The sequence below is a fragment of the Mitsuaria sp. BK037 genome (genome assembly GCF_014193045.1).
Taxonomy (GTDB): Bacteria; Pseudomonadota; Gammaproteobacteria; order Burkholderiales; family Burkholderiaceae_C; genus Roseateles.
In genome coordinates this window covers 162,852-185,855 of record NZ_JACHYS010000003.1, presented here as the reverse complement: position 1 = coordinate 185,855, position 23,004 = coordinate 162,852, and the positions used below count along the sequence as shown (strand labels likewise).

Here is a 23,004-nt window from a genome sequence, read left to right as displayed (position 1 = left end):
TTGCGGTCGGCGGGCTTGCTGCGGCGGGCTGGGGGCGTGGCGAACGGCGGTCAGAGGTCCGGATAGAGGCGGCCAGGATTGAAGATCCCCGCCGGATCGAACTGCCGCTTCAGCTCCTTGTGGATGCGCGTCAGCTGCGGCCCGAGTGGCGAGAAGGTGCCGGCCGTCTTGTCGTTCGCATAGAACATCGTCGCGTGGCCGCCGGCCGCGGCGACCAGCTCGCGCAGCTGCGCCGGCGCCATCGGCGTGACCACCCAGCGCTGCGCGCCGCCCCATTCGATCAGCTGCTCGCCGTGCAGCGGCATCGCCAGCGTCGTCGACGGCACCGCGATCCGCCACAGCGTCGCGCCGCCCTGGACGGCCCGGCGCGCGCCGAGGAAGAACTCGTCGCTCTGGTCGCGCAGGCCCTGCCAGAACGGCGCGGCCATCGCCTCCGGGATGACGTCGCCGCCCAGCTTGCGCACCGCCGCGGCGACGGCGGCCTCGGCGCCGGACAGCCGCGCCACCAGCGCGCCATCCCACCAGGCCGTGGCCGACAGCGGCAGCGGCTGCCCACCCCAGCGGTTCATCTGCAGCAGCGCCTCCTCCTGGCCGAACTCGAAGCGCAGCGTCACCGTGGCCACCGGCATCGGCAGCACCTTCAGCGTGACCTGCGCGATCAGCCCCAGCACGCCCATCGAGCCGGCCATCAGGCGCGAGACGTCATAACCGGCGACGTTCTTCATCACCGTGCCGCCGAAGTGCAGTAGCTCGCCCTTGGCATCGAGCAGCGTCAGCCCGAGCACGTGATCGCGTACCGCGCCGGCGCTGGCGCGCGCCGGGCCTGACAGGCCGGTGGCGACCATGCCGCCGACGGTGCCGATGCCGCCCGAGGCCGCGCCGACGAAGCGCGGCGGCTCGAAGGCCAGGTGCTGGCCGTGGCGCGCCAGCAGCGCCTCGACCTCGGCCACCGGCGTGCCGGCGGCGGCGGTCACGTAGAGCTCGCTCGGCTCATAGGCCATCACGCCGTTGAGCGCCTGCGTCGACAGCGGCGCCGCGTCGCCGAGCGGGCCGCCGTAGAAATCCTTGCTGCCGTGGCCGGTGAAGCGCACCGGGCGGCCCTCGCGGAAACGCTCGGCCATCGCCTCCAGCGCGTCGATCAGCTGCGTCGCGCGGACGAACTCCGCCGGCTCGGGCGGCGTCGCGACGGGCGCCGGCCCGCGCTCGAAATCCTCTGCTTGCACCGTCATCAGAATCGCTCCAGGTCGGGGAAGGCGAGCGCGCCGCGCTTGACGTGCATGCGGCCGTACTCGGCGCAGCGCTGCAGCGTCGGGATCACCTTGCCGGGGTTGAGCAGCCCTTGCGGGTCGAAGGCCCGCTTCAGGGCCAGCATCCGTTCGCGCTCCTGCGGCGAGAACTGGACGCACATGCTGTTGAGCTTCTCCACGCCGACGCCATGCTCGCCGGTCACCGTGCCGCCCATCGCGACGCTGGTCTCCAGGATCTCGGCGCCGAAGCGCTCGCAGCGGTGCAGCTGGTCGGCATCGTTGGCGTCGAACAGGATCAGCGGATGCAGGTTGCCGTCGCCGGCGTGGAAGACGTTGGCGCAGCGCAGCCCGTACTTGCGCTCCATCTCCTGGATCGCCAGCAGGATGTCGGCCAGGCGCTTGCGCGGGATGGTCGAGTCCATGCACATGTAGTCCGGGCTGATCCGCCCCGAGGCCGGGAACGCGTTCTTGCGGCCGCTCCAGAAGCGCAGCCGCTGCGCCTCGTCCGCGCTGACCTCCAGCCGCGTCGCGCCGCTGGCGCGCAGCACCTCGCTCATGCGGCCGATCTCCTCCTCGACCTCCTCCGGCGTGCCGTCGCTCTCGCACAGCAGGATGGCCTCGGCGTCGAGGTCGTAGCCGGCGTGGACGAAGTCCTCCACCGCGGCGGTCATCGGCTTGTCCATCATCTCCAGGCCGGCCGGGATGATGCCGGCCGCGATGATCGCAGCCACCGCGTCGCCGGCCCGGCGCAGGTCGCCGAAGCTGGCCATGATGCAGCGCGCGCGCTGCGGCTTGGGCGTCAGCTTGACGACGACCTCGGTCACCACCGCCAGCATGCCTTCGCTGCCGACGACCACGCTGAGCAGGTCCAGCCCGGCGGCGTCCAGCGCCTCGGAGCCGAACTCGACCGGCTCGCCCTCGACGGTGAAGCCGCGCACCTTCAGCACGTTGTGCAGCGTCAGGCCGTACTTGAGGCAATGCACGCCGCCGGAGTTCTCCGCGACGTTGCCGCCGATGGTGCAGGCGATCTGGCTGCTCGGGTCCGGCGCGTAGTAGAGGCCGTGCGCCGCCGCGGCCTCGGAGATCGCCAGGTTGCGCACGCCGCATTGCACGCGCGCGGTCCGCGCCAGCGGGTCGATGCCGAGGATGCGGTTGAACTTGGCCAGCGCCAATGTCAGGCCCTCGGCGTGCGGCATCGCGCCGCCGGACAGCCCGGTGCCGGCGCCGCGCGCGACCACCGGCACGCCCAGCGCGTGGCAGGCCTTGAGCACGCCGGCGACCTGCGCTTCGGTCTCCGGCAGCGCGACCGCCAGCGGGCGCTCCCGGTAGGCGGTCAGGCCGTCGCATTCATAGGGGCGGGTCTGCTCGTCCTGCCACAGCAGCGCGTGCGGCGGCACCACCGTGCCCAGGGCCTGGACCAGCGCCGCGCGTCGCCCGGCGCGGAACGCGGCCAGCGCCCCGGCCTGCTGGCCAGGCGGCTCGTGGGTCGAGGGGAGGACGGCGGTCATGGCGTCGAACTGTAGCCGCGCGCGCTGACCCGGGCCTGAACCGGCGCGCCGGCGATGGGGGGAGCGCGACCGCTCATCGGGGGGAGATTCAGCGCCCGCCGGGCAGCGGCCACCACAGCGCCCGGCGGTCCAGCGGCGTGCGCGGCGGCAGCAGCGGATTGCGCAGGCGCAGCACGCGGCGCTGGTCGATGCGGTGGCGCCGCACGAGCTCTCCGAACAGCTGTCGCGACAGCCGCTCGAAGCTGCCGTCGGCGACCAGCGCCTCCATGCCGCGCGTGAGGTTCGCCGCCAGCCGTGGCCGGCCCGGCCGCACGAACATGTAGAGCGCCGCCGGGTAGTGCAGCAGCAGCGCGCTGTCGATGGCCAGGCGCTGTTCGGGGAAGCTGGCCAGCTCCGCGTCGATCTCGAAGATCGAGCGCGGGAAGTAGTCGAAGCGCCCCTGCGACAGCATCTGGAACAGCCCCTGGTAATGCGTGCTCACCTGCACCGGCAGGCCGTTGGCGCGCAGCACGGCGGTGTCGGGCCAGTCGTGCATCTGTCCGGCGGTCAGGCGCGCCAGGTCGCGCAGGTCCCGGACCTGGCGCAGGCGGTCGCGGTCGTCGTCGCGGGTCAGGCACAGGCGCCAGCCGATCAGGCCGCGATCCAGCGGGATGCGCACCGGCAGCAGCGTCTGCTCGCGCTGCGGGTCGGTCATGGTCCAGAAGACGTCGATGCCGGGATCGTCGCTGGCCATCTCCAGCAGCGCGCGGCTCTGGACCATCTCCGACTGCGTCGGGATCAGCGTGTAGCGCGCGCCGCTGCGCTGCAGCGCGGCATGCAGCAGGCTGATGAAGTAATCGACCTGCCGGTCCTGCTGGGGCAGGTGGCGCGGATAGACGACGGTGGCGGGCTCGGCCGCCGGGGCGCCCGACGCCTGCGGATCGGGCGGTGTCGCGCCGAGTCGGGCGGCGACGTCGCGGGCGGCCCGCAGCGGCAGCGCGGTGCCCAGCGCCGAGGCCGCGGCGACCTGGAGCAGGTGGCGACGTGCCGGCATCAGCGATCCAGGAAGACGGTCAGCACGCCGGTGTAGCCATGCAGCCGCGCGTGGGCGATCTCGCCGTTGGCGAAGAAGCCGGCCAGCGGCACCTCGCCGAGCGCGTGCTGCACCCACTGCAGTTCGGCCGAGGGCGCGCCGAAGTGCGGTCCGCCGCGACCGGTGCAGCTGACGTAGAGGGCGCCGGCCATGTGGGCGCCGCGCTCCTCGGCCTCGGCGCGGATCTCGGTGCAGATGCGCACCAGGTCGCGGCGCGCGGCGTCGGGATGGCGCTCGCAGAAGCTCAGCAGCTCGCCGGTCCGCAGCTGCTCGGCGACGGCGATGCCGCGGCGGCCCGGATCCAGGCCGACGAGGTGGCGGACGCGGACCTCGGGGCCGTATTCGCGGCGGGCGCCGGGCTCGTCGTTCAATCCCACCAGCGTGCGCCGGAACAGCGGCATCGCCTGGCGCAGCGAGCCGGACTCGCCGGTGTACGCGGGCAGCTTCAGGTCCTCGAGCAGGGCGTCGAGCGCGGGCAAGCCGTCGAGTTCGGTGACCAGCGGGCCGTCGCAGGCGGTGACGCGGCGCTCGCGACCCAGCGGCTGGCAGCCCTGGCTGACGCGCGAGATCCAGCGCACCTCCGGTCCGAGCGCCAGGCCCGACAGGCCGCCGGCGAAGACGCCGTCGGCGATCTGCACCGCGTCGTCACCGCCGCTCACCAGGCCGCCGAACAGGTAGCCGCTGCTGCAGCGCTGGGCCAGCTCGCCGATCAGCTCCTGCAGATCGGGCGTGCCGCCGTCGGCGTGCAACAGCAGGCTGCGCGCCTCGCCCTCGGGCGGCAGCGGCTGGCGGCCGGAAAAGATGCGCCACTGGTCCGGCGGCAGGTCGCAGAGCATGACGACCAGCGCCGGCTCGTCGAAATACTCGACGCCGCTGGCGCTCACCGCCAGCGCCGACGCGCCGACCCAGCCGCAGCCGGGCCAGCGCTGGCGGACCTCGTCCAGCAGCGCCTGCGCCTGCGGCACGTAGGGGTGGGTCAGGTAGAGGAAGCCCAGCGTCGGCGTCATGCCGGCGCGCTGGCCCTCCAGCTGCGCGCCGGCCAGGGCCAGCGCCATGTGGGGGTCGGGATGGGTGGCGTGAGCCTGGAGGAAACGAGGCATGGACGGCCCTCGGGGGAACTGCGGGAGGCTCAGGGAGTCTTGCGTTTGGAAGCGGTCGTCTTGCGGGCCGGCGCGGCCTTGGCGGCCGGCTTGGCCGCCGACTTGGCCGCCGCTCTGGGCGCGCGATCCGTCGATGCCTTCGCCGTGCCCTTCGCGGCGGAGGGGCGCGTCGCCGCGGGCCGGCCCGCCGGCGCGGCCGACGAGGCGGCGGCCGTGGACGCCGCCGTGGCGACCGACGCCGCGGTCTGCGCGCTCTTCATCGCGTTGGCCGCGACCTGCGTGAATTGCTGGGTGAGGGCGTTCCACCACTGCATCGGGTCGGCGCCGGCGGGCTTGGCGCCGGGCGCCGCAGGCGCCTTGGCCGGCTCGGCGGCGTCCTCGGCCGGCGCGGCCTTCGATGCGGGCTCGGCGGCAGGCGATGAGGACGGCCCGGCCGTCGTGGCCTTCGATGCCGGGGCCGGCGCGGACGACGGGGACGGCGACGGCGACGGGGACGGGGACGAAGCGGACGACGCCCCCGGGAAGGGCGGCGGCACGGGGGTCTTCAGCGCATCCTTGAGGTCGGCCATCGGCACGTTCATCGCGTGCAGCGTGGACAGCGTCATGCGCTGCACCTCGAGCGCCTGGATGGTCGCGGTCAGCATGCGGGCGTTGTTCTCGAGCCAGAACTGCACGGTGCGCAGCTCGTCGATGCGCTTGTCCAGCTCCTGCGGGTCCAGCGTGGGGGCCACCCACTGGTTGAAGCCGGGGATCGCGGCGCCGGCGTTCTTCATCAGCCCCTGCAGGAAGTCGAAGCCAGGAACGAATTTGCTGAAGTCGGTGTCCGCCATGCTGTCTCCTCGGTGGGCTTGCGGCGACGCCTGCCTGGGCGCGGCCGTGAGCGTCGATCCTACGCCGCGGCGGGAGGCCTTCGCGCAGGAGGGGGCGAGGGTCGCCTCAGGTCGGGATGTGGTTCAGGTCGGCCCAGCCGGACCAGAGGATCTGGATGCCGATGCACAGCAGCACGAAGGCCATCAGCCGCATCATGACCAGGGTGCCGACCTCGCCCATGCGCATCAGCAGCCGGCCGCCGTTGCGGTAGACCAGGTAGACGACGGCCGCCGTGATGGCCGCGCCGATCGCGGCGATGCCGGCCTGCATCACGTAGGGGATGGGCGAGCGCGGGATCTGCGCGCCCAGCGCGATCGCCGCGGCGATGCTGCCCGGGCCGGTGGTCAGCGGGAAGGTGATGGGGAAGAAGCTGCGCCGCACGATCTCGGCCTCGCTGATGTCGCCGGGCGACGAATGCACCACGGCGGTCTGGACGTCGTCGGTCTCGTTGCGGGTCAGCATCACCCAGGCGCTGTAGGCCACCAGCAGGCCGCCGCCCACGCGCACCACCGGCAGCGAGATGCCGAACAGGTCCAGCACGTAGGTGCCCACCAGCAGCGACACCATGATCACCACCCAGCCGTTGATCGCGACCTGGCGCGACAGTCGCTTGAGGACCTTGTCGTCGCCGCCGGCCGCGCCGATGACGATCGGGGCCACGCCCACCGGATTGATGATGGGCAGCAGCGTCAGCGGCACCAGGAACAGCGATTGGAGGAAGGACGGCAGGGGGTCCAAGATGCGGGACTCCGAAGGGAAAAGGAAGGGTCTGGCGGAAGGCGCCGCGGCGGGGCCGGGCGCGAAGGCGGCCCAGTGTGCCGCAACTCGGTCACCGCGATCCGGAGGGCGGCATCAGGGTTACCTCGAAGCCGTGCTCCCGCAGCAGCGCGGGCAGCGCCCGCGGGCCGGTCATGTGCATCGCGCCGACGGCCACCAGCAGCGACTGGCCGCGCTGGTGCAGCTCGGCGATCCGTTCGGCGAGCGCCGGGTTGCGACCGTCGTTGATGCGTCTCAGCGCCGTGCGGTCCGCGGCGTCGGTGACGCAATCGCACCACTCGGCGTAGCGGTTCAGCCGCGCCAGGTCGCCGCGGTCGTAGACGGCGACCATCGTGTCCAGCGTGCGCAGCAGCGCGGCGGGGCGCTCCAGCTGGCGCAGGTTGGCCCGCAGCTCGTGGCGGGCGGCGTCGACGTCGGCGGGCAGCAGCGCCTCGAGCTGGCCCTGCAGCGTCTCCAGCGCCAGCACCGGCAGGCCGCGCTCGCGGGCCCACTGGCTCAGCAGCATCTCCTGGCCGTACCGCACGTCCAGCCCCAGCGCGCGGGCACGCAGCAGCATGTAGGTGCTGGTCTGCAGCAGCGGATGCATCGTCGCGAGCGCGCCCGGCGGCAGGCAGACCGCGGCGGCCTGGGCGTCCAGGCGGCGGCGCAGCGAGGCGTCCAGCGGCAGCTCGGGCATCGGCGGCATCTGCCAGGCATCGCGGTCCAGCGGATCGAGTTCGAGCGCCACCGCGTCGACCTGCGCCAGAGCGGCGAGCAGGCGCGGTCCGGGCGCGGCCCAGGCGGGACGGCCGACATGCAGGCTGGCATAGAGGTAGGAGGTGCGGCCGTCGCGGCTCAGCGTCCACATCACGCCGCGATCCTTGGCGAGCGCGGCCAGACGCGCGGCGGGCAGCGGCGCGGGCTCGGCGGGGCAGTTGGCCTTGGGCGGCGGCGCGGCCGCGGCAGGAGCGGCTTGCGCGGCGGTGCCGAGCAGCAAAGCGAGCGTCAGCGGCAGGAGCACCGCTCGGCGCGCTACCTGGCTCAGTCGCGCGAGGCAGCGGAACACCAGTCGCGCGAGGCAGCGGAAGAGGAACGAGAGCAGCATGCCCGGCACGATGCCATAGAACATGGCGTGGGGGTCAGGCCTCGCCCCGGCGGAAACCCATCGGGCGGCGCTGGCGGACGTCCGGCTTCACGCGGTGCTCGGCCTCGAGCAGCGTCAGGAATTCATCCGGCGACAGCGCCTCGCCCAGGATCTCGGCCTGCTGCCGCACCGCGGCGAAATCACCCAGCGTCAGCGCGTCCAGCGAGCGCAGCCGGTCCGCCTGCGACTCGTCGGGCGGCAGGCCCAGTTCGCGCTCGAACATCGTCAGCCGCTGGTCCGGCCGCAGCGGCTTGAAGCGGATCTTGAAGCTGAAGCGGCGCAGCGCCGCCTCGTCGAGGTCGTCGAAGGCATTGGTCGTGCAGATGAACAGGCCGGCATGGCGCTCCATGCCCGCCAGCATCTCGTTGACCTCGCTGACCTCGTAATGCCGCTCGGCCATGCGGCGGCTGCGCAGGAAGCTGTCGGCCTCGTCCAGCAGCAGCACCGCGCCCTCGGCGGCGGCGGCCTCGAACATGCGGGCCATGTTCTGCTCGGTCTCGCCGACGTACTTGGACATCAGGTCGCTGGCCAGCCGCACCATCAGCGGCCGCTGCAGTTCCGCGGCGATGTGCTCGGCCAGCGCGGTCTTGCCGCTGCCCGGCGGTCCGTGGAAGCACAGCGTGCCCAGACCGCGACGGCGCAGCGCCTCGATCAGACGCGGCAGCGCGAAGCGGCATTCGCAGTGGATCAGGTCGAGCGAATAACGCGTCGCCGCCGGACGCGCCTGCGGCGAGACGTCGACCAGGCCGAGCGCCTTGTCGGCATGCAGCAGCTGCCGGCTGACCAGCCGCTCGTTGGCGACGGCGTCCGCGGCCGCCTCGCCGCCGGCCAGGCGGGCGAAGCGCACCGCGGTGCGCACCTGCGCCGGCGTCAGCCCGCGGCGCTCGGCCAGGCGCTCGGCGAAACCGTCGGGCACCGGCAGTTCCTCCAGCGCCTTGCGCACCAGGCCCAGCCGCGCGCCCGGCGGCGGCGAGGTCAGCTCCAGGTGGTACTGGAAGCGGCGCCGGAACGCGGGGTCGATGTGCTCGATGCGGTTGGTGATCCAGAGCACCGGGACCGGGTTGCTCTCCAGGATCTGGTTGACCCAGGCCTTGCCGTTGACGGCCATCGGCGCCGGCACCTCCAGCGCCGCGTCCAGCCGCGCCATCAGGTGGGCCGCGTCGCCGCTCAGGTGCGGGAACACGTCCTCGACCTCGTCGAACAGCAGGGCCACCTCGCGGCTGGCCTTCAGGAAGACCTGGCTGATCTGCAGCGAGCGGTAGCGGTCGCGCCCGGTCAGCGCATTGCCGTCGCGGTCGGCGTACTCGACCTCGTAGAGCGTCAGCCCGGCCTCGCGCGCGGCGACCTTGGCCAGCTCCGTCTTGCCCGTGCCCGGCGGGCCGTAGATCAGCACGTTCACGCCGGGCTGGCCCTGCGTCACCGCATGGCGCAGCAGGGTGGCGAGGATGCCCACGTCCTCGGCGATGAAGTCGAAGTCGGCGCGCTGCAGCGGACTGGGCGCGACCGGGCGCGTGAACACCGCCATCAGGTCCTGCGGGCCGTCGTAGGCGCGCATCAGCACCGGCGGCAGCTGCTCGCTGACCTTCATCAGGTCGGAGAGGTCGGTGATGTTGTGCTCGGCGATCAGGTTCTCGATCATGCCGACCCGCTCCAGCCGCGAGCCGGCGCGCAGGGCCTCCGCGACCTCGTGCGGATCGACGCCCGCCACCTCCGCGATCGCCGCGAAGGCCTCCTGCGCGGTGTTGACCTTGAACTCGACCAACGCGCCGCGCAGCTCGCGCTGGTAGCGGGCGAGGGTGCCGTAGAGCAGCAGGGCGCGCTCCGCCGCGTTGAGCTGCAGCAGGCGACCCAGCACGTCGATGTTCTGCTCCACCAGCGTGGACTGGCTGCGCAGCTGCGCGTCGAGCGCGTCGCAGGTGCAGGACAGCAGCGCGAGCAGGTCCTTGGGCGCGTCCTTGATGTATTCGTCGAGGTAGAAGAACAGCGTCGCCTCGGCGAACGGGCCGCGCCAGACGCCGTGGCGCGCGAGGAAGGCCGCGTCGCCCAGCCGCTCATGGCCGGCCCAGAGCGAATGCCCCTGGCAGCGGCGCGCGAGGTAGCCCCGCACGCGGGCCAGCACCGGCGAGGGCCAGACCAGGTGCCGCGCGGTCAGCGCGAGCAGGCCGCTGAGGTCGCGGCGCGGGTTGAAGCGGTTGGCGTGGCGGACTGTGAGCGTCAGCACGAAGTGCGAGCACATGCGATCCAGGACCGGGCTCTCGGACAGGCCCGGGGACACCAGCGGAGGCTGCGCGCGCTTGCCCATGATTCGTGCGGAGGGGGAGGGCCTCACCGCCTGGGGCGGTGCATGGCCGCACGATCTTGGCGCAGCGGGTGCCGCGCGACAAGCCCCGGTCCCCCGCAGGTGGAGGGCGCCGGGGCCGGTCGGGGGGTCAATGCATGACGACGGGCTGCTGGCCCAGGTTGGCGTAGGTGGCGATGAAGGCGTCGAGGTCGTCGACGTCCGGGCCTTGCTCGATCAGCGCCTCCACGCCTTCCTGGAAGGTCTGGGCCAGGGCGCCCTCGATGAAGATTTCCTTGCGGGTGAACTTGTCGACGATCTCGAAACCATCGCGCTGCAGCGAGGGCAGGTGGGTGTGGTCCGCCTGCGCGGCATGCGCCGCGTCACCGGGGGACGGGTCGACCGGAACATCGAACTGCACGACGATGTAGCTCGGCGAGTCGTAGAGCATGTGCATGAAGGACTCCTTTGTGACAGGAGTTATGGCCTGACGCGATGGATTCAAGCCCCATCGCTCCCAACCAGGCCATGACCCCATGGTGGCAGAACTTGCCGGCACGGATTCATCCGGTCCCAAGCATTTGTGGTGCCAACCGCACAGGGTTTCACGGATTCACGGAACGTAACGTGTTCGCGTGCCATGGCCGTCGTGCCGGCACGCGCGACACCGGCAGGGTCAATCCAGCAATCGGAGCGCCCACTGCTCGTCGTCGTCGAGGCTGAAACGCAGGTCCACCGGCAGGAAACCGCGCTGTCCGTCCAGCCAGGCCGACCATTGCAGCGCGGGCCGGCCGGGGCCGCGTCGCAGCGCGCGCTGCAGCAACCAGCGGTCGCCGTCGCGCGCGACCACCTCGAAGTCCCAGTCGTGCACGCCGGTCGCGCCGGCCACCGGCATGCGCAGCCGCAGGCCGACATGCGGCGCGGGCTCGGCCGCCATCAGCGCCGCCAGCTGCAGCCACCACGACAGGCGGTCCTGCGTGCCCGCCGACAGCGTGTAGGCGCGTGCGCCGACAAGCAGACGCGGCGGGACGGCATCCTGGTCGAAGACAAGCAGCTCGCGCTCGCGGCCTTGACGGCGCACGCGATGACGTTCCGGCTGCAAACCTTGCGGACCGACGCGACCTTCGCTGCGCCAGAGCGGCAATTCACGGTCGCCGGCGCGGCGCTCCAGGGTCATGTCGTAGCGTCCGTCCTCGATCCGGAAATTCAGCGAAGCCTCACCGGGCTGGCCGTCGATGACGAAGGCATAGGCGAGCGATCCTTCACCGCGCAGCGGCAGGGCGAGCAGCGCGGGGACGGGGCGAGCGTCGGCGAGCGGTGGGGTCGTGGTCGCGATGGCGGTGGGCACCGCGCCGGGCGCGAGCTCCGGCGTCGTCACGGGCGGCGCAACGAGTGGCTCAACCGGTGGCGTAACAGGCGATGCAACCGGCGGCGCGATGGGCGGCGCGATGGGCGCCGCCAAGGACTCGGGCCGCGGGACCGCGTCGATGAGGCGGGTCGCCATCGCGCTCGCGTCGACCGCGCGCGGCGCGGGCTGTCGCGACAGCGCATTCATCACGGCCGCATGCAGCAGCAGCGCGGCCGCGAGCGCGACGCCGAGCGCCTTCCGATCCTGAGGTGAAAATGCCGCCAACGCTCGCCCGACGAATGACTGTCCGACCACAACAATGAAACTCGCAACCTACCGCGATGGATCGCGCGACGGCCAACTGGTGGTCGTGTCGCGCGACCTGAGCCAGGCATGCTATGCCAACGGCATCGCCACGCGCCTGCAGCAAGTGCTCGACGACTGGAACTTCATGGCGCCGCAGCTGGAGACGCTGTCGGTGTCGCTGAACCAGGGGCGCGCGCGGCATGCGTTCGCCTTCGATCCCCGGCAGTGCATGGCGCCGCTGCCGCGCCTGGCCGGCTGGATCGCCGGCGAGGCCTATCCCGGACAGGGCCAGGCACTGCGCGAGCGCGGCCTGGCCTGGCCGGAGCGCTTGAGCGCGCCGCTGCTGCGCGCCGGCGGCGCCGAGGCGCTGCTCGGGCCGGCCGATCTGCTGGACCTGCGCGCGCCGGGCCTGGAGCCCGAGGCGCAACTCGCGGTCCTCACCGGCGATCTGGCGCAGGGCGCGGTGCCGTCGCAGGCGCTGGAATCGGTCCGGCTGCTGATGCTGGTCAGCGACTGGGTGCTGCGGCCGGCCCAGCAGGAGGAACTGGCCAACGGCTGGCCGGCGCTGCACAGCCGCCCGGCGCTGCAGTTCGCGCCGGTCGCCCTCACGCCCGATGAACTGCCCGGCGCCTGGTACCTCGGTCGCGCGGCGCTGCAGCTGCAGATCATGCGCAACGGGCGCAAGCAGGCCGTCGTCGACGCGAAGGCCGGCATGCAGTGGTCCTTCGGCGACCTGCTCGCCGAGGCCACCCGCAACCGGCCGCTGCGCGCCGGCACGCTGGTCGGCGCCGGCATGCCGGTGCTGGGCAAGCCGGTCGTGCTCGAGGCCGGCGACAGCCTGCGCATCGAGTTCAAGCTCGGTGACGGACCCGGCCCGTTCGGCGCCATCGACATGGACCTCGCGGAATCGGAGCAGGCTTCGTCGCTCGCGGCCGATGTCGATGCCGATGCCGCGGATGCCGATGCCGATGCCGACGCGACGCCGCCGGTCGAGCCCGCCGAGCCCGCCGCCACTGCGGCGGCCGATACCCCCGAAGGAGACCTCGATGAACCTGCTTCGCCGTGACCTGATCGCGCTGCTGGGCGCGGGCTGCGCCTCGCCCTGGGCGATGGCCTTGAACCTGAGCGAGGGCGACGCCGCCTCCGGCGTGCGCGCGGCCCTGGAGCGCGGCGCGCAGGCGGCGCTCGCGAACCTGGGCCGCACCGACGGCTTCCTGGGCAATCCGCAGGTGCGCATCGAGCTGCCCGGCGCGCTCAAGGACGCGGCCCGGCTGCTGCGCACCACCGGCCAGGGCCGGCGCATCGATGAGCTGGTGACCTCGATGAACCGCGCCGCCGAGCAGGCGATGCCCGAGGCGCGCCAGCTGCTGGTCAGCACCGTGCGCAATATCAGCGTCGAGGACGCGGTGAGGATCGTGCGCGGCGGCGACAACGCGGTGACGCGCTTCTTCGAGGACAAGACGCGCTCGCCGCTGACTGACCGCTTCCTGCCGATCGTGACGAAGGCGACCGAGCGCCAGTCGCTGAGCGAGAAGTACAACGCCGTCGCCGGCAAGGCCCTGGGCTTCGGCCTGATCCGCAAGGAGGACGCCAACCTGCAGTCCTACGTCACCGACAAGGCGCTGGACGGGCTGTATTTCATGATCGGCCAGGAGGAGAAAAAGATCCGCCAGGACCCGGTGGGCACCGGCAGCGCCATCCTGAAGAAGGTCTTTGGCGGATGAGAAGGCTGGGGCCGGGCGCGGTTTTTTACAATCGCGCCCCATGAACGCCCCGACCGCCGCCCGTCCCGCCGCCGCCTACACCCGCGGCGCCGCCTTGCCCGCCCTGCTGGCGCAACGCATCGCCGTCCTGGATGGCGCGATGGGCACGATGATCCAGCGCTACAAGCTGACCGAGGCGGACTTCCGCGGCGCGTGCTTCGCGGACCATCCCAAGGACCTCAAGGGCAACAACGACCTGCTGGTGCTGACCAAGCCCGAGGTCATCAGCGAGATCCACCGCCAGTACCTGGACGCCGGCGCCGACATCATCGAGACCAACACCTTCGGCACGACCACCGTCGCGCAGGAGGACTACGGGCTGGAGGCCTTCGCCTACGAGATGAACGTCGCCGCGGCGCGCCTGGCGCGCGAGGCCTGCGACGCGTTCAGCACGCCGGACAAGCCGCGCTTCGCGGCCGGCGCGCTCGGCCCGACGCCGCGCACGGCGTCCATCAGTCCCGACGTGAACGACCCGGGCGCCCGCAACGTCGACTTCGACACGCTGCGCGCCGCCTACTACGAGCAGGCCAAGGGCTTGCTCGAGGGCGGCGTCGACCTGTTCCTGATCGAGACCATCTTCGACACGCTCAACGCCAAGGCCGCGATCTTCGCGGTGGACGAGCTGATGGAGGACACCGGCGAGCGCCTGCCGGTGATCATCTCCGGCACGGTGACCGATGCGTCGGGCCGCATCCTGTCGGGGCAGACGGTGACGGCGTTCTGGCACTCGGTGCGGCACGCGCGGCCGCTGGCGATCGGCCTGAACTGCGCGCTCGGCGCGGCGCTGATGCGGCCCTACATCGAGGAACTGTCCAAGGCGGCCGGCGACACGCCGATCTCCTGCTACCCGAATGCCGGCCTGCCCAACCCGATGAGCGACACCGGCTTCGACGAGACGCCGGACGTCACCGGCCGGCTGGTGGGCGAGTTCGCCGCGGCCGGCTTCCTGAACATCGCCGGCGGCTGCTGCGGCACGACGCCCGACCACATCCGCGCGATCGCGCAGAAGGTCGCCGCCTACCGGCCGCGCCCGTGGGGCAGCAAGCTGTTCAGCGGACTGATCACTGAAGGCGTCTGATCCCTCCGTCTCCCTTGCCCGCTTGCGGGAGGGCGGGGGTGAGGGCCGGAGGAGTAGCGGTCGGGGCAGTCCAGCTCAATAGAGCTTGAGCATCGCGTCCATGTGGACGCGCAACCGGACTTCATGCGGCGCCAGGCTGGCCGAGATCGCCTGCGCCGGCAAGCGCGTGTCGCGCAGCACCGGCACGGTCAGCGGCGAGCCGCTGCGGCCGATCAGCGCCGCCACCAGCGGTTCGCTCGCGCTGTGCCCGCGCTTGAGCACCATGCCCTCCTCGCCATTGGCCAGCCGGACCAGCGAGCCCGGCGGATAGAGGCCGATCGCCTTGATCAGCGCGGCGCCCGCCTCGTCGGGCTGCTGCAGCTCGTCCAGGTAGACCGCCCGCGCGGCCTGCGCCGCCGACAGCGCCCGGCGGTTGCGTCGCGGGCTCAATCGCGCGCCATAGACGTCGATGCGGCGCAGCAGGCGCGCCATCAGCTCCCCGTCCGCGCGGCCGGCCAGCGGGCCCGGCCCGGCGTCGTGATGCAGGCGGACCGCGGCGAGCCAGGCCTCGTCGTCGACCCCGATCCCTTGCAGCGTGGCCGCCGCGCGGTCGCCATGGCCGGCCAGGGCCTCGCGCTGCGCCTGGGCCAGCGCCTCGGGCCGCAGCGCATGCTGGTCCTGCTGCGCGGCGCTGTCCAGGTTCATCGTCAGCGCCGCCAGGCCCAGCGTGCGCCGGCGGCCCTCGCTCCAGCCGAGCTGGCGGGTCGTCATCTCCGCCAGCACCAGCGACAGCAGCGCATGCCGCGCGCTGTACTGCAGCGGCTCCTGGCCCGCGTCGTGCACCAGCATCGCCAGCGAGGCATCGGGCTGCTGCGTCAGGCGCGACAGCACCGTGTCCAGCAGCTGCGCCAGGCGCAGGAGGAAGTCCGGCCGATGCGGATCGCGCAGCACCTGCTGCGCATGCCACTGCAAATCGGCCCAGATGGCGGTGTGCGCCGGCCCCGTCGCCGCCGGCAGGGGCATGGGCCGCGTGGGCTTGTACTCGGCCTTGGCATTGGCCAGCGCGGACAGCGAGGCCCCCTGCAGCATCATCGTGTCGAGCTTGTGGGCCAGGGCGCGCTGGTATTCGCGCGTCTCGTGCGCCTGGACCCAGGGCCCGCGCGCCAGCAGCTCGCGCACCTGCGGCGTGTCGGGCAGCGGATGCCCGGCGGCGAACAGCAGGTGCCCCGCCGCGTCGCGCAGCGAGAAGGTCAGCACCTGTCCCACGCGCAGGCTGTTTGAAGGAAGTTGGACCAGATCCACGTGGCCTTCCCGGCGACCGGACGTCGCCTCCTCGTTGTTGTCGTTGTCGGATGTCGCCGTGCCTGCGCCGGTTCCCTCCACCGCGGCACGCTGCGGGCGAGCATAGGTCCGCGCGAGGCTTCGGCAGGCATTCCGGCACGAACAAAGCAGGGCCGGACCGGTAGAATGCACGCCGTTTCCGCTGCCAGCAATGCCGCATTCGCGGCATCGGGGCGGCGGTGGTTTCCGAGGAGCGTTGCGACAGGTCCCGTCATCCGGGCGCCCGCCAGGCTCGGAACGGCGCGGTCGGACCCCGGGACCCCGCTGAACAACGACGCTCACCGTCCCGCCCCGCGCGGGGTTGCGGTGAGTTGCGCGGCCCCGTCTCGATCCAGCTTCCTCCAGCCTCGAAGAGCGCCGCCGCCATGTCCGCCCTCCCTCCCGCTTCCGACGCCAGCACCGCTCCGGGCCGCGCCGCCGTCCCCCCGATGAAGCTCTCCGGCCTGGAGCCGGTGGCCATCGGCGCCGGCACGCTGTTCGTCAACGTGGGCGAACGCACCAACGTCACCGGCTCCAAGGTCTTCGCGCGGATGATCCTGAATGGCGATTTCGAGCAGGCGCTGAGCGTCGCCCGCCAGCAGGTCGAGAACGGCGCCCAGGTCATCGACATCAACATGGACGAGGCCATGCTGGACAGCAAGGCCGCGATGGTGCGCTTCCTCAACCTGATCGCCTCCGAGCCCGAGATCGCGCGCGTGCCGATCATGATCGACTCCTCCAAGTGGGAGGTGATCGAGGCCGGGCTCAAGTGCATCCAGGGCAAGGGCATCGTCAACTCGATCTCGCTGAAGGAGGGCGAGGCCGAGTTCCGCCGCCAGGCCAAGCTGATCCGCCGCTATGGCGCGGCCACCGTGGTGATGGCCTTCGACGAGACCGGCCAGGCCGATACCTACGAACGCAAGATCCAGATCTGCGAGCGCGCCTATCGGCTGCTGGTCGACGAGATCGGCTTCCCGCCCGAGGACATCATCTTCGACCCCAACATCTTCGCGATCGCCACCGGCATCGAGGAGCACAACAACTACGCGGTCGACTTCATCGAGGCCACGCGCTGGATCAAGGCGAACCTGCCCGGAGCGAAGGTCAGCGGCGGCGTGTCCAACGTGTCCTTCAGCTTCCGCGGCAACGAGCCGGTGCGCGAGGCCATCCACACGGTCTTCCTGTACCACGCGATCCAGGCCGGCATGGACATGGGCATCGTCAACGCCGGCATGGTCGGCGTCTACGACGAGATCCCCGCCGACCTGCGCGAGCGCGTCGAGGACGTGGTGCTGAACCGCCGCGAGGACGCGACCGAGCGGCTGCTCGAGGTGGCCGAGTCGGTCAAGGGCGCGGCCAAGGACGACAGCGCCAAGCTGGCCTGGCGCGCGGGCGACGTCGACGCGCGGCTGTCGCATGCGCTGATCCACGGCATCACCGATTTCATCGTCGAGGACACCGAGGAAGCCTGGCAGGGCATCCGCGCCAAGGGCGGCCGGCCGCTGCACGTGATCGAGGGCCCGCTGATGGCCGGCATGAATGTGGTCGGCGACCTGTTCGGCGCGGGCAAGATGTTCCTGCCGCAGGTGGTCAAGAGCGCGCGGGTGATGAAGTCCGCGGTGGCCCACCTGGTGCCCTACATCGAGGAGGAGAAGCGCCAGCTCGCCGCCGCCGGCGCCGACGTCCGGTCCAAGGGCAAGATCGTCATCGCCACGGTGAAGGGCGACGTGCACGACATCGGCAAGAACATCGTCACCGTGGTCCTGCAGTGCAACAACTTCGAGGTCGTGAACATGGGCGTGATGGTCCCGTGCCAGGACATCCTCGCCAAGGCCAAGGTCGAAGGCGCCGACATCATCGGGCTCTCCGGCCTGATCACGCCCAGCCTGGAGGAGATGCAGCACGTCGCCGCGGAGATGCAGCGCGATGACTACTTCCGCGTGAAGAAGATCCCGCTGCTGATCGGCGGCGCCACGACCAGCCGCGTGCACACGGCGGTCAAGATCTCGCCGCATTACGAAGGGCCGGTGGTCTACGTGCCCGACGCGTCGCGCTCGGTGGGCGTGTGCTCGGACCTGCTGTCCGATGAACGCGCCACGCGCTTCATCGACGAGCTGAAGTCGGATTACGAGAAGGTCCGCGAGCTGCACGCCAACAAGAAGCAGACGCCGCTGGTGACGCTGGCGCAGGCGCGCGCGAACAAGCAGCGCGCCGACTTCACGACCTACACCCCGCCGGCGCCGCGCTTCATCGGCCGGCGCCAGTTCCGCAATTACGACCTGGCCGAACTGGCGCAGTGCATCGACTGGGGCCCGTTCTTCCAGACCTGGGACCTGGCCGGGCCGTTCCCGGCCATCCTCAAGGACGAGGTCGTCGGCGCCGAGGCCCAGCGCGTCTTCAGCGACGGCAAGCGCATGCTGCAGCGGCTCATCGAAGGCCGCTGGCTGACCGCCAATGGCGTGCTGGGCCTGTACCCGGCCGCGCAGGTCAACGACGACGACATCGAGATCTACAGCGACGAGTCGCGCTCGGAGGTGCTGATGACCTGGCGCGGGCTGCGCATGCAGTCCGAGCGGCCGGTGGTGGACGGCGTGCGCCGGCCCAACCGGGCGCTGGCGGACTTCATCGCGGCCAAGGGCACGGTGCCGGACTACATCGGGCTGTTCGCGGTCACCGCCGGCCTGGGCGTGGACAAGAAGGAGCAGCAGTTCATCGACGACCTGGACGACTACTCCGCGATCATGCTCAAGGCGCTGGCCGACCGGCTGGCCGAGGCCTTCGCCGAGCGGCTGCACCAGCGCGTGCGGATGGACTTCTGGGGGTACGCGGCCGACGAGGCGCTCAGCAACGAGCAACTGATCGCCGAGGCCTACCGGGGCATCCGTCCCGCGCCGGGCTATCCGGCCTGCCCGGATCACCTGGTCAAGCGGGACATGTTCCGCGTGCTGCAGGCCGAGGACATCGGCATGGCGCTGACCGAAGGCATGGCGATGACGCCGGCGGCCAGCGTCAGCGGTTTCTACCTCGCGCATCCGGAGGCGACCTACTTCAATGTGGGCCGCATCGGCGACGACCAGGTGGCGGACTGGGCGGCCCGCATGGCGCTGGATCCGCAGGACGCGCAGCGGGCGCTCGCGCCGCTGCTGGGCTGACGCGCCGGAGCAACGAAAACCGCAGGACGCGGCCTTGTCCTACAGGCCGCGTTTCACCCATTTACAAACGGAACAAGAACCGGGCCCCGCGACTTGTAACAGCGTGGCATTCTTCGCTCGTCCCCCGAGGTAGGGGAAAACCATAAGAGGTGAATCATGGCGTTGAATACCAATCAAAAGATCGCGGCGGGTGCAGTTGGGGCCACCGTGCTGGTCGTGGCAGCGTTCTTCGCGGGGCGGCACCAGTCGGCGCCGTCGATGCCGGACACGCCGGTCGCGGCGGCCGAGCAGCAAGGCAACATCGTCGATCGCAACGGCGCCAATGCCGCCGACGAGGCGCGCGCCGCGCGCCGCTCGGGCGACCAGGCAGTGCAGCAGCACGCGTCCAATGAACCCCGCCGCGGCTCGCAGTCGCGCGATGGCGGCTCGACCGGCTACGCGGACAACAACGGCAGCGCCGGCCAGGCCGAATCCCGCCTGTGCGCGTCCTGCGCGACGGTCCTGTCGGTGCGCACCGAGGCCCGTGAAGGCCAGGGCACCGGCATCGGCATGGTGGGCGGCGCGGTGGTCGGCGGCCTGCTGGGCAGCGCGGTCGGCGGCGGCACCGGCAAGAAGATCGCCACGGTGGGTGGCGCGGTGGCGGGCGGCTACGCCGGCAACGAGATCGAGAAGCGCCAGCGCAGCACCACCGTCTGGGTGGTGAAGATGCGCAACGCCGACCAGAGCAACCGCACGATGACCTTCAGCCATGACCCGGGCGTGCAGAGCGGCGACGTCGTGCGCGTCAGCGACGGCCAGCTGATCCGCCAGTAAGCCGGATCCCTGATCGCGAGGGCCGCCCCGCGCGGCCGAGAACCCCCGAAGCGCCGGCATCGTCCGGCGCTTCTGCTTTCCGGCGCGGCGCGAGGTCCCCGTCCGACCGCACCGGGCCTCATTCCTCACGGCCCGGCAGCGCGCGTCGCCACTGGATCGCTTCCGCGACGTGCGCCGGCGCAACGATGTCCTCGGCCGCCAGATCGGCGATGGTGCGCGCGATCCGCAGCACGCGATGGAAGCTGCGTCCCGACCACGCCAGCCGCGCCGACGCGCGATGCAGCATCGCCTCGGCGTCGGGCGCCATCCGCAGGTGCTCGTCCAGTTGACCCGCGGCCAGCCGGCCGTTCACGCAACCCTGCCTGGCTTCGGCGCGCCGGCGGGCCGCTGCGACGCGCGCGGCGACGGTGGCGCTGGGCTCGCCGTCCGGTGCGGCCGAGAGCACCGCGGCCGGCAGCACCGGCACCTCCACCGTCAGGTCGATGCGGTCGAGCAGTGGCCCGGAGAGCCGGTTCTGATAACGCGTGACCTGGTCCGGTGAGCAGCGGCAGGCCTTGGTCGGATTGCCGAGATGGCCGCACGGGCAGGGGTTCATCGCGGCGATGAGCTGGAAGCGCGCCGGGAAATCCGCCTGATGCGCGGAGCGGGAGATATGGACGCGTCCGGTCTCGAGCGGCTCGCGCAGCGCTTCGAGCGACAGCCGCTGGAACTCCGGCAGTTCATCCAGAAACAGCACGCCATGCTGGGCCAGCGTGATCTCGCCGGGGCGCGGCGGCGAGCCACCGCCGATCAACGCCGCGGCGGAGGCGCTGTGATGCGGCGACCTGAAAGCGCGCTGCGCCCACAGCGATGGCCGGAACTGGCCGTTGGCGCTCAGCAGCGCGGCGGACTCCAGGGCCTCGGATTCCGACAAGGGCGGCAGCAGCGTCGGCAGGCGCTGGGCCAGCATCGACTTGCCGGTGCCCGGCGGCCCGACCAGCAACACGCTCAGTCCGCCCGCCGCGGCGATCTCGAGGGCGCGTTTCGGCCCCGCCTGTCCCTTGATGTCACGCAGGTCGAGCGGCGTGTCGACCACCGGCGGCGGATCGCGCTGCACGCGCGGCAAGGGCGCATCGCTGCGCGGCTGCAGCGCGTTGACGAGGTCCAGCAGATGGGCGGCCTCGCGCACCACCAGGCCCTGTACCAATGCCGCCTCGTCGGCGCAGCCCCGCGGCAGGATCAATTCGCGATCGAGCTTGGCGGCGCGCAGCGCGAGCGCCATCGCCAGCGCGCCCTTCACCGGCCGCAGCTCACCGGACAGACCGAGCTCGCCGGCGCATTCGAGGTGGGACAGCAGCTCGGCGTCGATCTGGCCGCTGGCAGCGAGCAACCCCAGCGCGATCGGCAGGTCGAAGCGCGCGCCTTCCTTGGGCAGATCGGCCGGCGACAGGTTCACGGTGATGCGCTTGTTCGCTGGGAACTCGAGCCCGCTGCTCTGCAGCGCGGCGCGCACGCGCTCGCGGGACTCCTTGACCTCCAGGTCCGCGAGGCCGACCAGCGTGAAGCTCGGCAACCCATTGGCCAGATGGACTTCCACCTCGACCGCCGCGGCCGACAGACCGTCCAGCGCGCGGCTGTGGATGATCGCGAGGGACATCGCCATGGCTGCGGGCGCCCCCCCTCAGCATTCGAGCCGACGACACCGGACCCTGCTGCGCGGGCCCTTCGCGCAGTCGCCTGGCCTTGCCGCCGCGCCTCCCGGTCGCGCACGCGACCGCTCCATCGGCCAAGCCGGCTGCGCTTCCAGCATCTGCATCCCTCCGCACCCACTCGGGTCATGAAGCCGGCAGTGTCCCCACCGATGGATTTCACGCCTAGCACCCTGTTGGGGCGTTTCGAGGGTTAACCACTCCCCCTGTCGCGCCTGTTTTTGGTGCGCATTGACGCTTGACGGGGCGGTATCGGCAACCGTTCGTCGCGGCATGAGCCGGATTGGGGCTCTTTCGGGGGAGGACCGCCGCTTGGCACAAAAGCTGCAAAGCCTCGTCCGGAAGCAGTCGCCCCGAGTCGCCCAACAATCAGGAGCCCCCGCGCATGAAGCCCTTCGCCGCCGCCGCCCGCGCCGCCGCCCTTGCGGTCACCGTCGTCGCCACCGCCCTCCCGGCGCTGGCGCAAGAGGCCAACCCGCTGTCCTTCAACGTCAGCGTCACCTCCGACTACCGCTATCGCGGCATCTCGCAGACCCGCCTGAAGCCCGCGCTGCAAGGCGGCGTCGACTACGCGCATTCGAGCGGCTTCTACGTCGGCGCCTGGGCCTCGACGATCAAGTGGATCTCGGACGGCGGCGGCGATGCCGATGTCGAGATCGACACCTACGCCGGCTACAAGACCGAGGTCGGCGGCGGCGTCACCGTCGACGTGGGCTTCCTGCGCTACAACTATCCGGGCAACGATCTGCCGGTCAGCGCCAACACGAATGAGCTGTACGGCGCCGTCTCCTTCGGACCCGCCACGCTGAAGTACTCGCACTCGATCAGCAACCTGTTCGGCTTCGCGGACTCCAAGAACAGCAGCTACCTCGACCTCAGCGCCACCTTCGACATCGGCGGCGGCTTCACGCTGACGCCGCACATCGGCCACCAGAAGGTCAAGAACAACAGCGACTTCAGCTACACCGACTACTCGCTCACCGTGAACAAGGACTGGTCCGGCTTCACCTTCGGCGCCGGCTTCGTCGCCACCAACACCGACAACTACATCGGTGGCAAGGGCAAGGACCTGGGCAAGAACGGTGTGGTCGTGTCCGTCAAGAAGGTCTTCTGAATCTGAACCAGGAGGGCGCGGGCGGATGGCCGCGCCGCCCTCCGCGCCGCGCATCGAGGAGAAAACGTCATGAAACTGATCACCGCCGTCATCAAGCCCTTCAAGCTGGATGAAGTGCGCGAAGCCCTGAGCGCCATCGGCGTGCAGGGGCTGACCGTCACCGAAGTCAAGGGCTTCGGCCGCCAGAAGGGCCACACCGAGCTGTATCGCGGCGCCGAATACGTCGTCGACTTCCTGCCCAAGGTCAAGATCGAGGCGGCCGTCGCCGACGGCGTCGTCGAGCAGGTCATCGAGGCCATCGAGAACGCCGCCCGCACCGGCAAGATCGGTGACGGCAAGATCTTCGTCTCCCCGCTGGATCAGGTGATCCGCATCCGCACGGGCGAGACCGGCCAGGACGCGCTGTAAGCGCCCCGGCCGAGCGCTGAAACGTCGCGGCCGCCGCGGGTGGCCGCTCCGCAGTCCGTT

General features: G+C 71.5%; 19 protein-coding genes and 1 riboswitch. Of the genes, 7 read left to right on the top strand and 12 right to left on the bottom strand.

The features are described 5' to 3' along the window. Positions 1-50: 50 nt before the first annotated feature. The 10 genes from glcE to FHT37_RS17540 all read right to left on the bottom strand — a co-directional run bounded on the left by glcE (position 51) and on the right by FHT37_RS17540 (position 11,353). Entirely contained in the window at positions 51-1,229 is a 1,179-nt protein-coding gene (gene glcE, locus FHT37_RS17585) for a glycolate oxidase subunit GlcE (protein WP_183483278.1), read from the bottom strand. Then, positions 1,229-2,755, bottom strand: a complete 1,527-nt coding sequence (locus FHT37_RS17580; RefSeq protein WP_183483276.1) for an FAD-linked oxidase C-terminal domain-containing protein — start codon at positions 2,753-2,755, stop codon at positions 1,229-1,231. The genes glcE and FHT37_RS17580 overlap by 1 nt, the downstream gene beginning before the upstream one ends. Before the next feature lie 88 nt (positions 2,756-2,843). After that, entirely contained in the window at positions 2,844-3,788 is a 945-nt protein-coding gene (locus FHT37_RS17575; RefSeq protein WP_183483274.1) for a transporter substrate-binding domain-containing protein, read from the bottom strand. Next, entirely contained in the window at positions 3,788-4,927 is a 1,140-nt protein-coding gene (locus FHT37_RS17570) for an FIST N-terminal domain-containing protein (protein ID WP_183483272.1), read from the bottom strand. Before FHT37_RS17570 ends, FHT37_RS17575 begins: the two co-directional genes overlap by 1 nt. 29 nt (positions 4,928-4,956) lie before the next feature. Further along, positions 4,957-5,757: a PhaM family polyhydroxyalkanoate granule multifunctional regulatory protein gene (locus tag FHT37_RS17565; protein WP_183483270.1), complete on the bottom strand. Its 801-nt coding sequence runs from the start codon at positions 5,755-5,757 to the stop codon at positions 4,957-4,959. A gap of 106 nt (positions 5,758-5,863) precedes the next feature. Then, the gene (locus FHT37_RS17560; protein ID WP_254783480.1) at positions 5,864-6,535 is read right to left on the bottom strand and encodes a MarC family protein; all 672 of its coding nucleotides are present in this window, start codon (positions 6,533-6,535) and stop codon (positions 5,864-5,866) included. A 91-nt stretch (positions 6,536-6,626) separates the two neighbouring features. After that, positions 6,627-7,682 (bottom strand): TraB/GumN family protein, encoded by a 1,056-nt coding sequence (locus FHT37_RS17555; protein WP_183483268.1) that lies wholly within the window; start codon positions 7,680-7,682, stop codon positions 6,627-6,629. Between the two features lie 10 nt (positions 7,683-7,692). After that, entirely contained in the window at positions 7,693-9,999 is a 2,307-nt protein-coding gene (locus FHT37_RS17550; RefSeq protein ID WP_183483266.1) for an ATP-binding protein, read from the bottom strand. Between the two features lie 127 nt (positions 10,000-10,126). Next, positions 10,127-10,432 carry a DUF3567 domain-containing protein gene (locus FHT37_RS17545; RefSeq protein WP_091728741.1) on the bottom strand — a complete coding sequence of 102 codons (306 nt, stop codon included), beginning with the start codon at positions 10,430-10,432 and terminating at the stop codon, positions 10,127-10,129. 219 nt (positions 10,433-10,651) lie between these two features. After that, positions 10,652-11,353, bottom strand: a complete 702-nt coding sequence (locus FHT37_RS17540; RefSeq protein ID WP_183483264.1) for a hypothetical protein — start codon at positions 11,351-11,353, stop codon at positions 10,652-10,654. A gap of 289 nt (positions 11,354-11,642) precedes the next feature. Between FHT37_RS17540 and FHT37_RS17535 the strand changes: the two genes are divergently transcribed. Genes FHT37_RS17535 through FHT37_RS17525 form a run of 3 tightly spaced genes read left to right on the top strand, consistent with a single transcriptional unit; the run spans position 11,643 to position 14,470 of the window. Further along, a complete protein-coding gene (locus FHT37_RS17535) occupies positions 11,643-12,695 on the top strand; it encodes a fumarylacetoacetate hydrolase family protein (protein ID WP_183483262.1) in 1,053 nt (350 codons plus the stop codon). After that, a complete protein-coding gene (locus FHT37_RS17530) occupies positions 12,676-13,353 on the top strand; it encodes a DUF4197 domain-containing protein (protein ID WP_183483259.1) in 678 nt (225 codons plus the stop codon). Before FHT37_RS17535 ends, FHT37_RS17530 begins: the two co-directional genes overlap by 20 nt. Before the next feature lie 40 nt (positions 13,354-13,393). Beyond that, positions 13,394-14,470, top strand: coding sequence for a homocysteine S-methyltransferase family protein (locus FHT37_RS17525; RefSeq protein WP_183483258.1), 1,077 nt, complete (start codon positions 13,394-13,396; stop codon positions 14,468-14,470). 75 nt (positions 14,471-14,545) lie between these two features. Here FHT37_RS17525 and FHT37_RS17520 read toward each other — a convergent pair whose 3' ends face one another. After that, entirely contained in the window at positions 14,546-15,751 is a 1,206-nt protein-coding gene (locus FHT37_RS17520) for an HD-GYP domain-containing protein (protein ID WP_147242013.1), read from the bottom strand. A 221-nt stretch (positions 15,752-15,972) separates the two neighbouring features. Further along, a riboswitch (S-adenosyl-L-homocysteine riboswitch) is annotated at positions 15,973-16,077 on the top strand. A 78-nt stretch (positions 16,078-16,155) separates the two neighbouring features. On the opposite strand from FHT37_RS17520, the gene metH reads away from it, so the two are divergent. Both metH and FHT37_RS17510 read left to right on the top strand, forming a co-directional pair. After that, complete coding sequence (gene metH / locus FHT37_RS17515) at positions 16,156-18,921, top strand: methionine synthase (RefSeq protein ID WP_255489763.1); 2,766 nt, start codon at positions 16,156-16,158, stop codon at positions 18,919-18,921. Positions 18,922-19,083: 162 nt separating this feature from the next. After that, a complete protein-coding gene (locus FHT37_RS17510) occupies positions 19,084-19,734 on the top strand; it encodes a glycine zipper 2TM domain-containing protein (RefSeq protein WP_183483256.1) in 651 nt (216 codons plus the stop codon). A 118-nt stretch (positions 19,735-19,852) separates the two neighbouring features. Here the strand turns inward: FHT37_RS17510 and FHT37_RS17505 are convergent, their stop codons facing one another. Beyond that, the gene (locus FHT37_RS17505) at positions 19,853-21,370 is read right to left on the bottom strand and encodes a YifB family Mg chelatase-like AAA ATPase (protein WP_183483254.1); all 1,518 of its coding nucleotides are present in this window, start codon (positions 21,368-21,370) and stop codon (positions 19,853-19,855) included. A gap of 437 nt (positions 21,371-21,807) precedes the next feature. On the opposite strand from FHT37_RS17505, the gene FHT37_RS17500 reads away from it, so the two are divergent. Further along, the gene (locus tag FHT37_RS17500) at positions 21,808-22,536 is read left to right on the top strand and encodes a TorF family putative porin (protein ID WP_183483252.1); all 729 of its coding nucleotides are present in this window, start codon (positions 21,808-21,810) and stop codon (positions 22,534-22,536) included. A 69-nt stretch (positions 22,537-22,605) separates the two neighbouring features. Then, entirely contained in the window at positions 22,606-22,944 is a 339-nt protein-coding gene (gene glnK / locus FHT37_RS17495; protein ID WP_067066343.1) for a P-II family nitrogen regulator, read from the top strand. Positions 22,945-23,004: the final 60 nt, after the last annotated feature.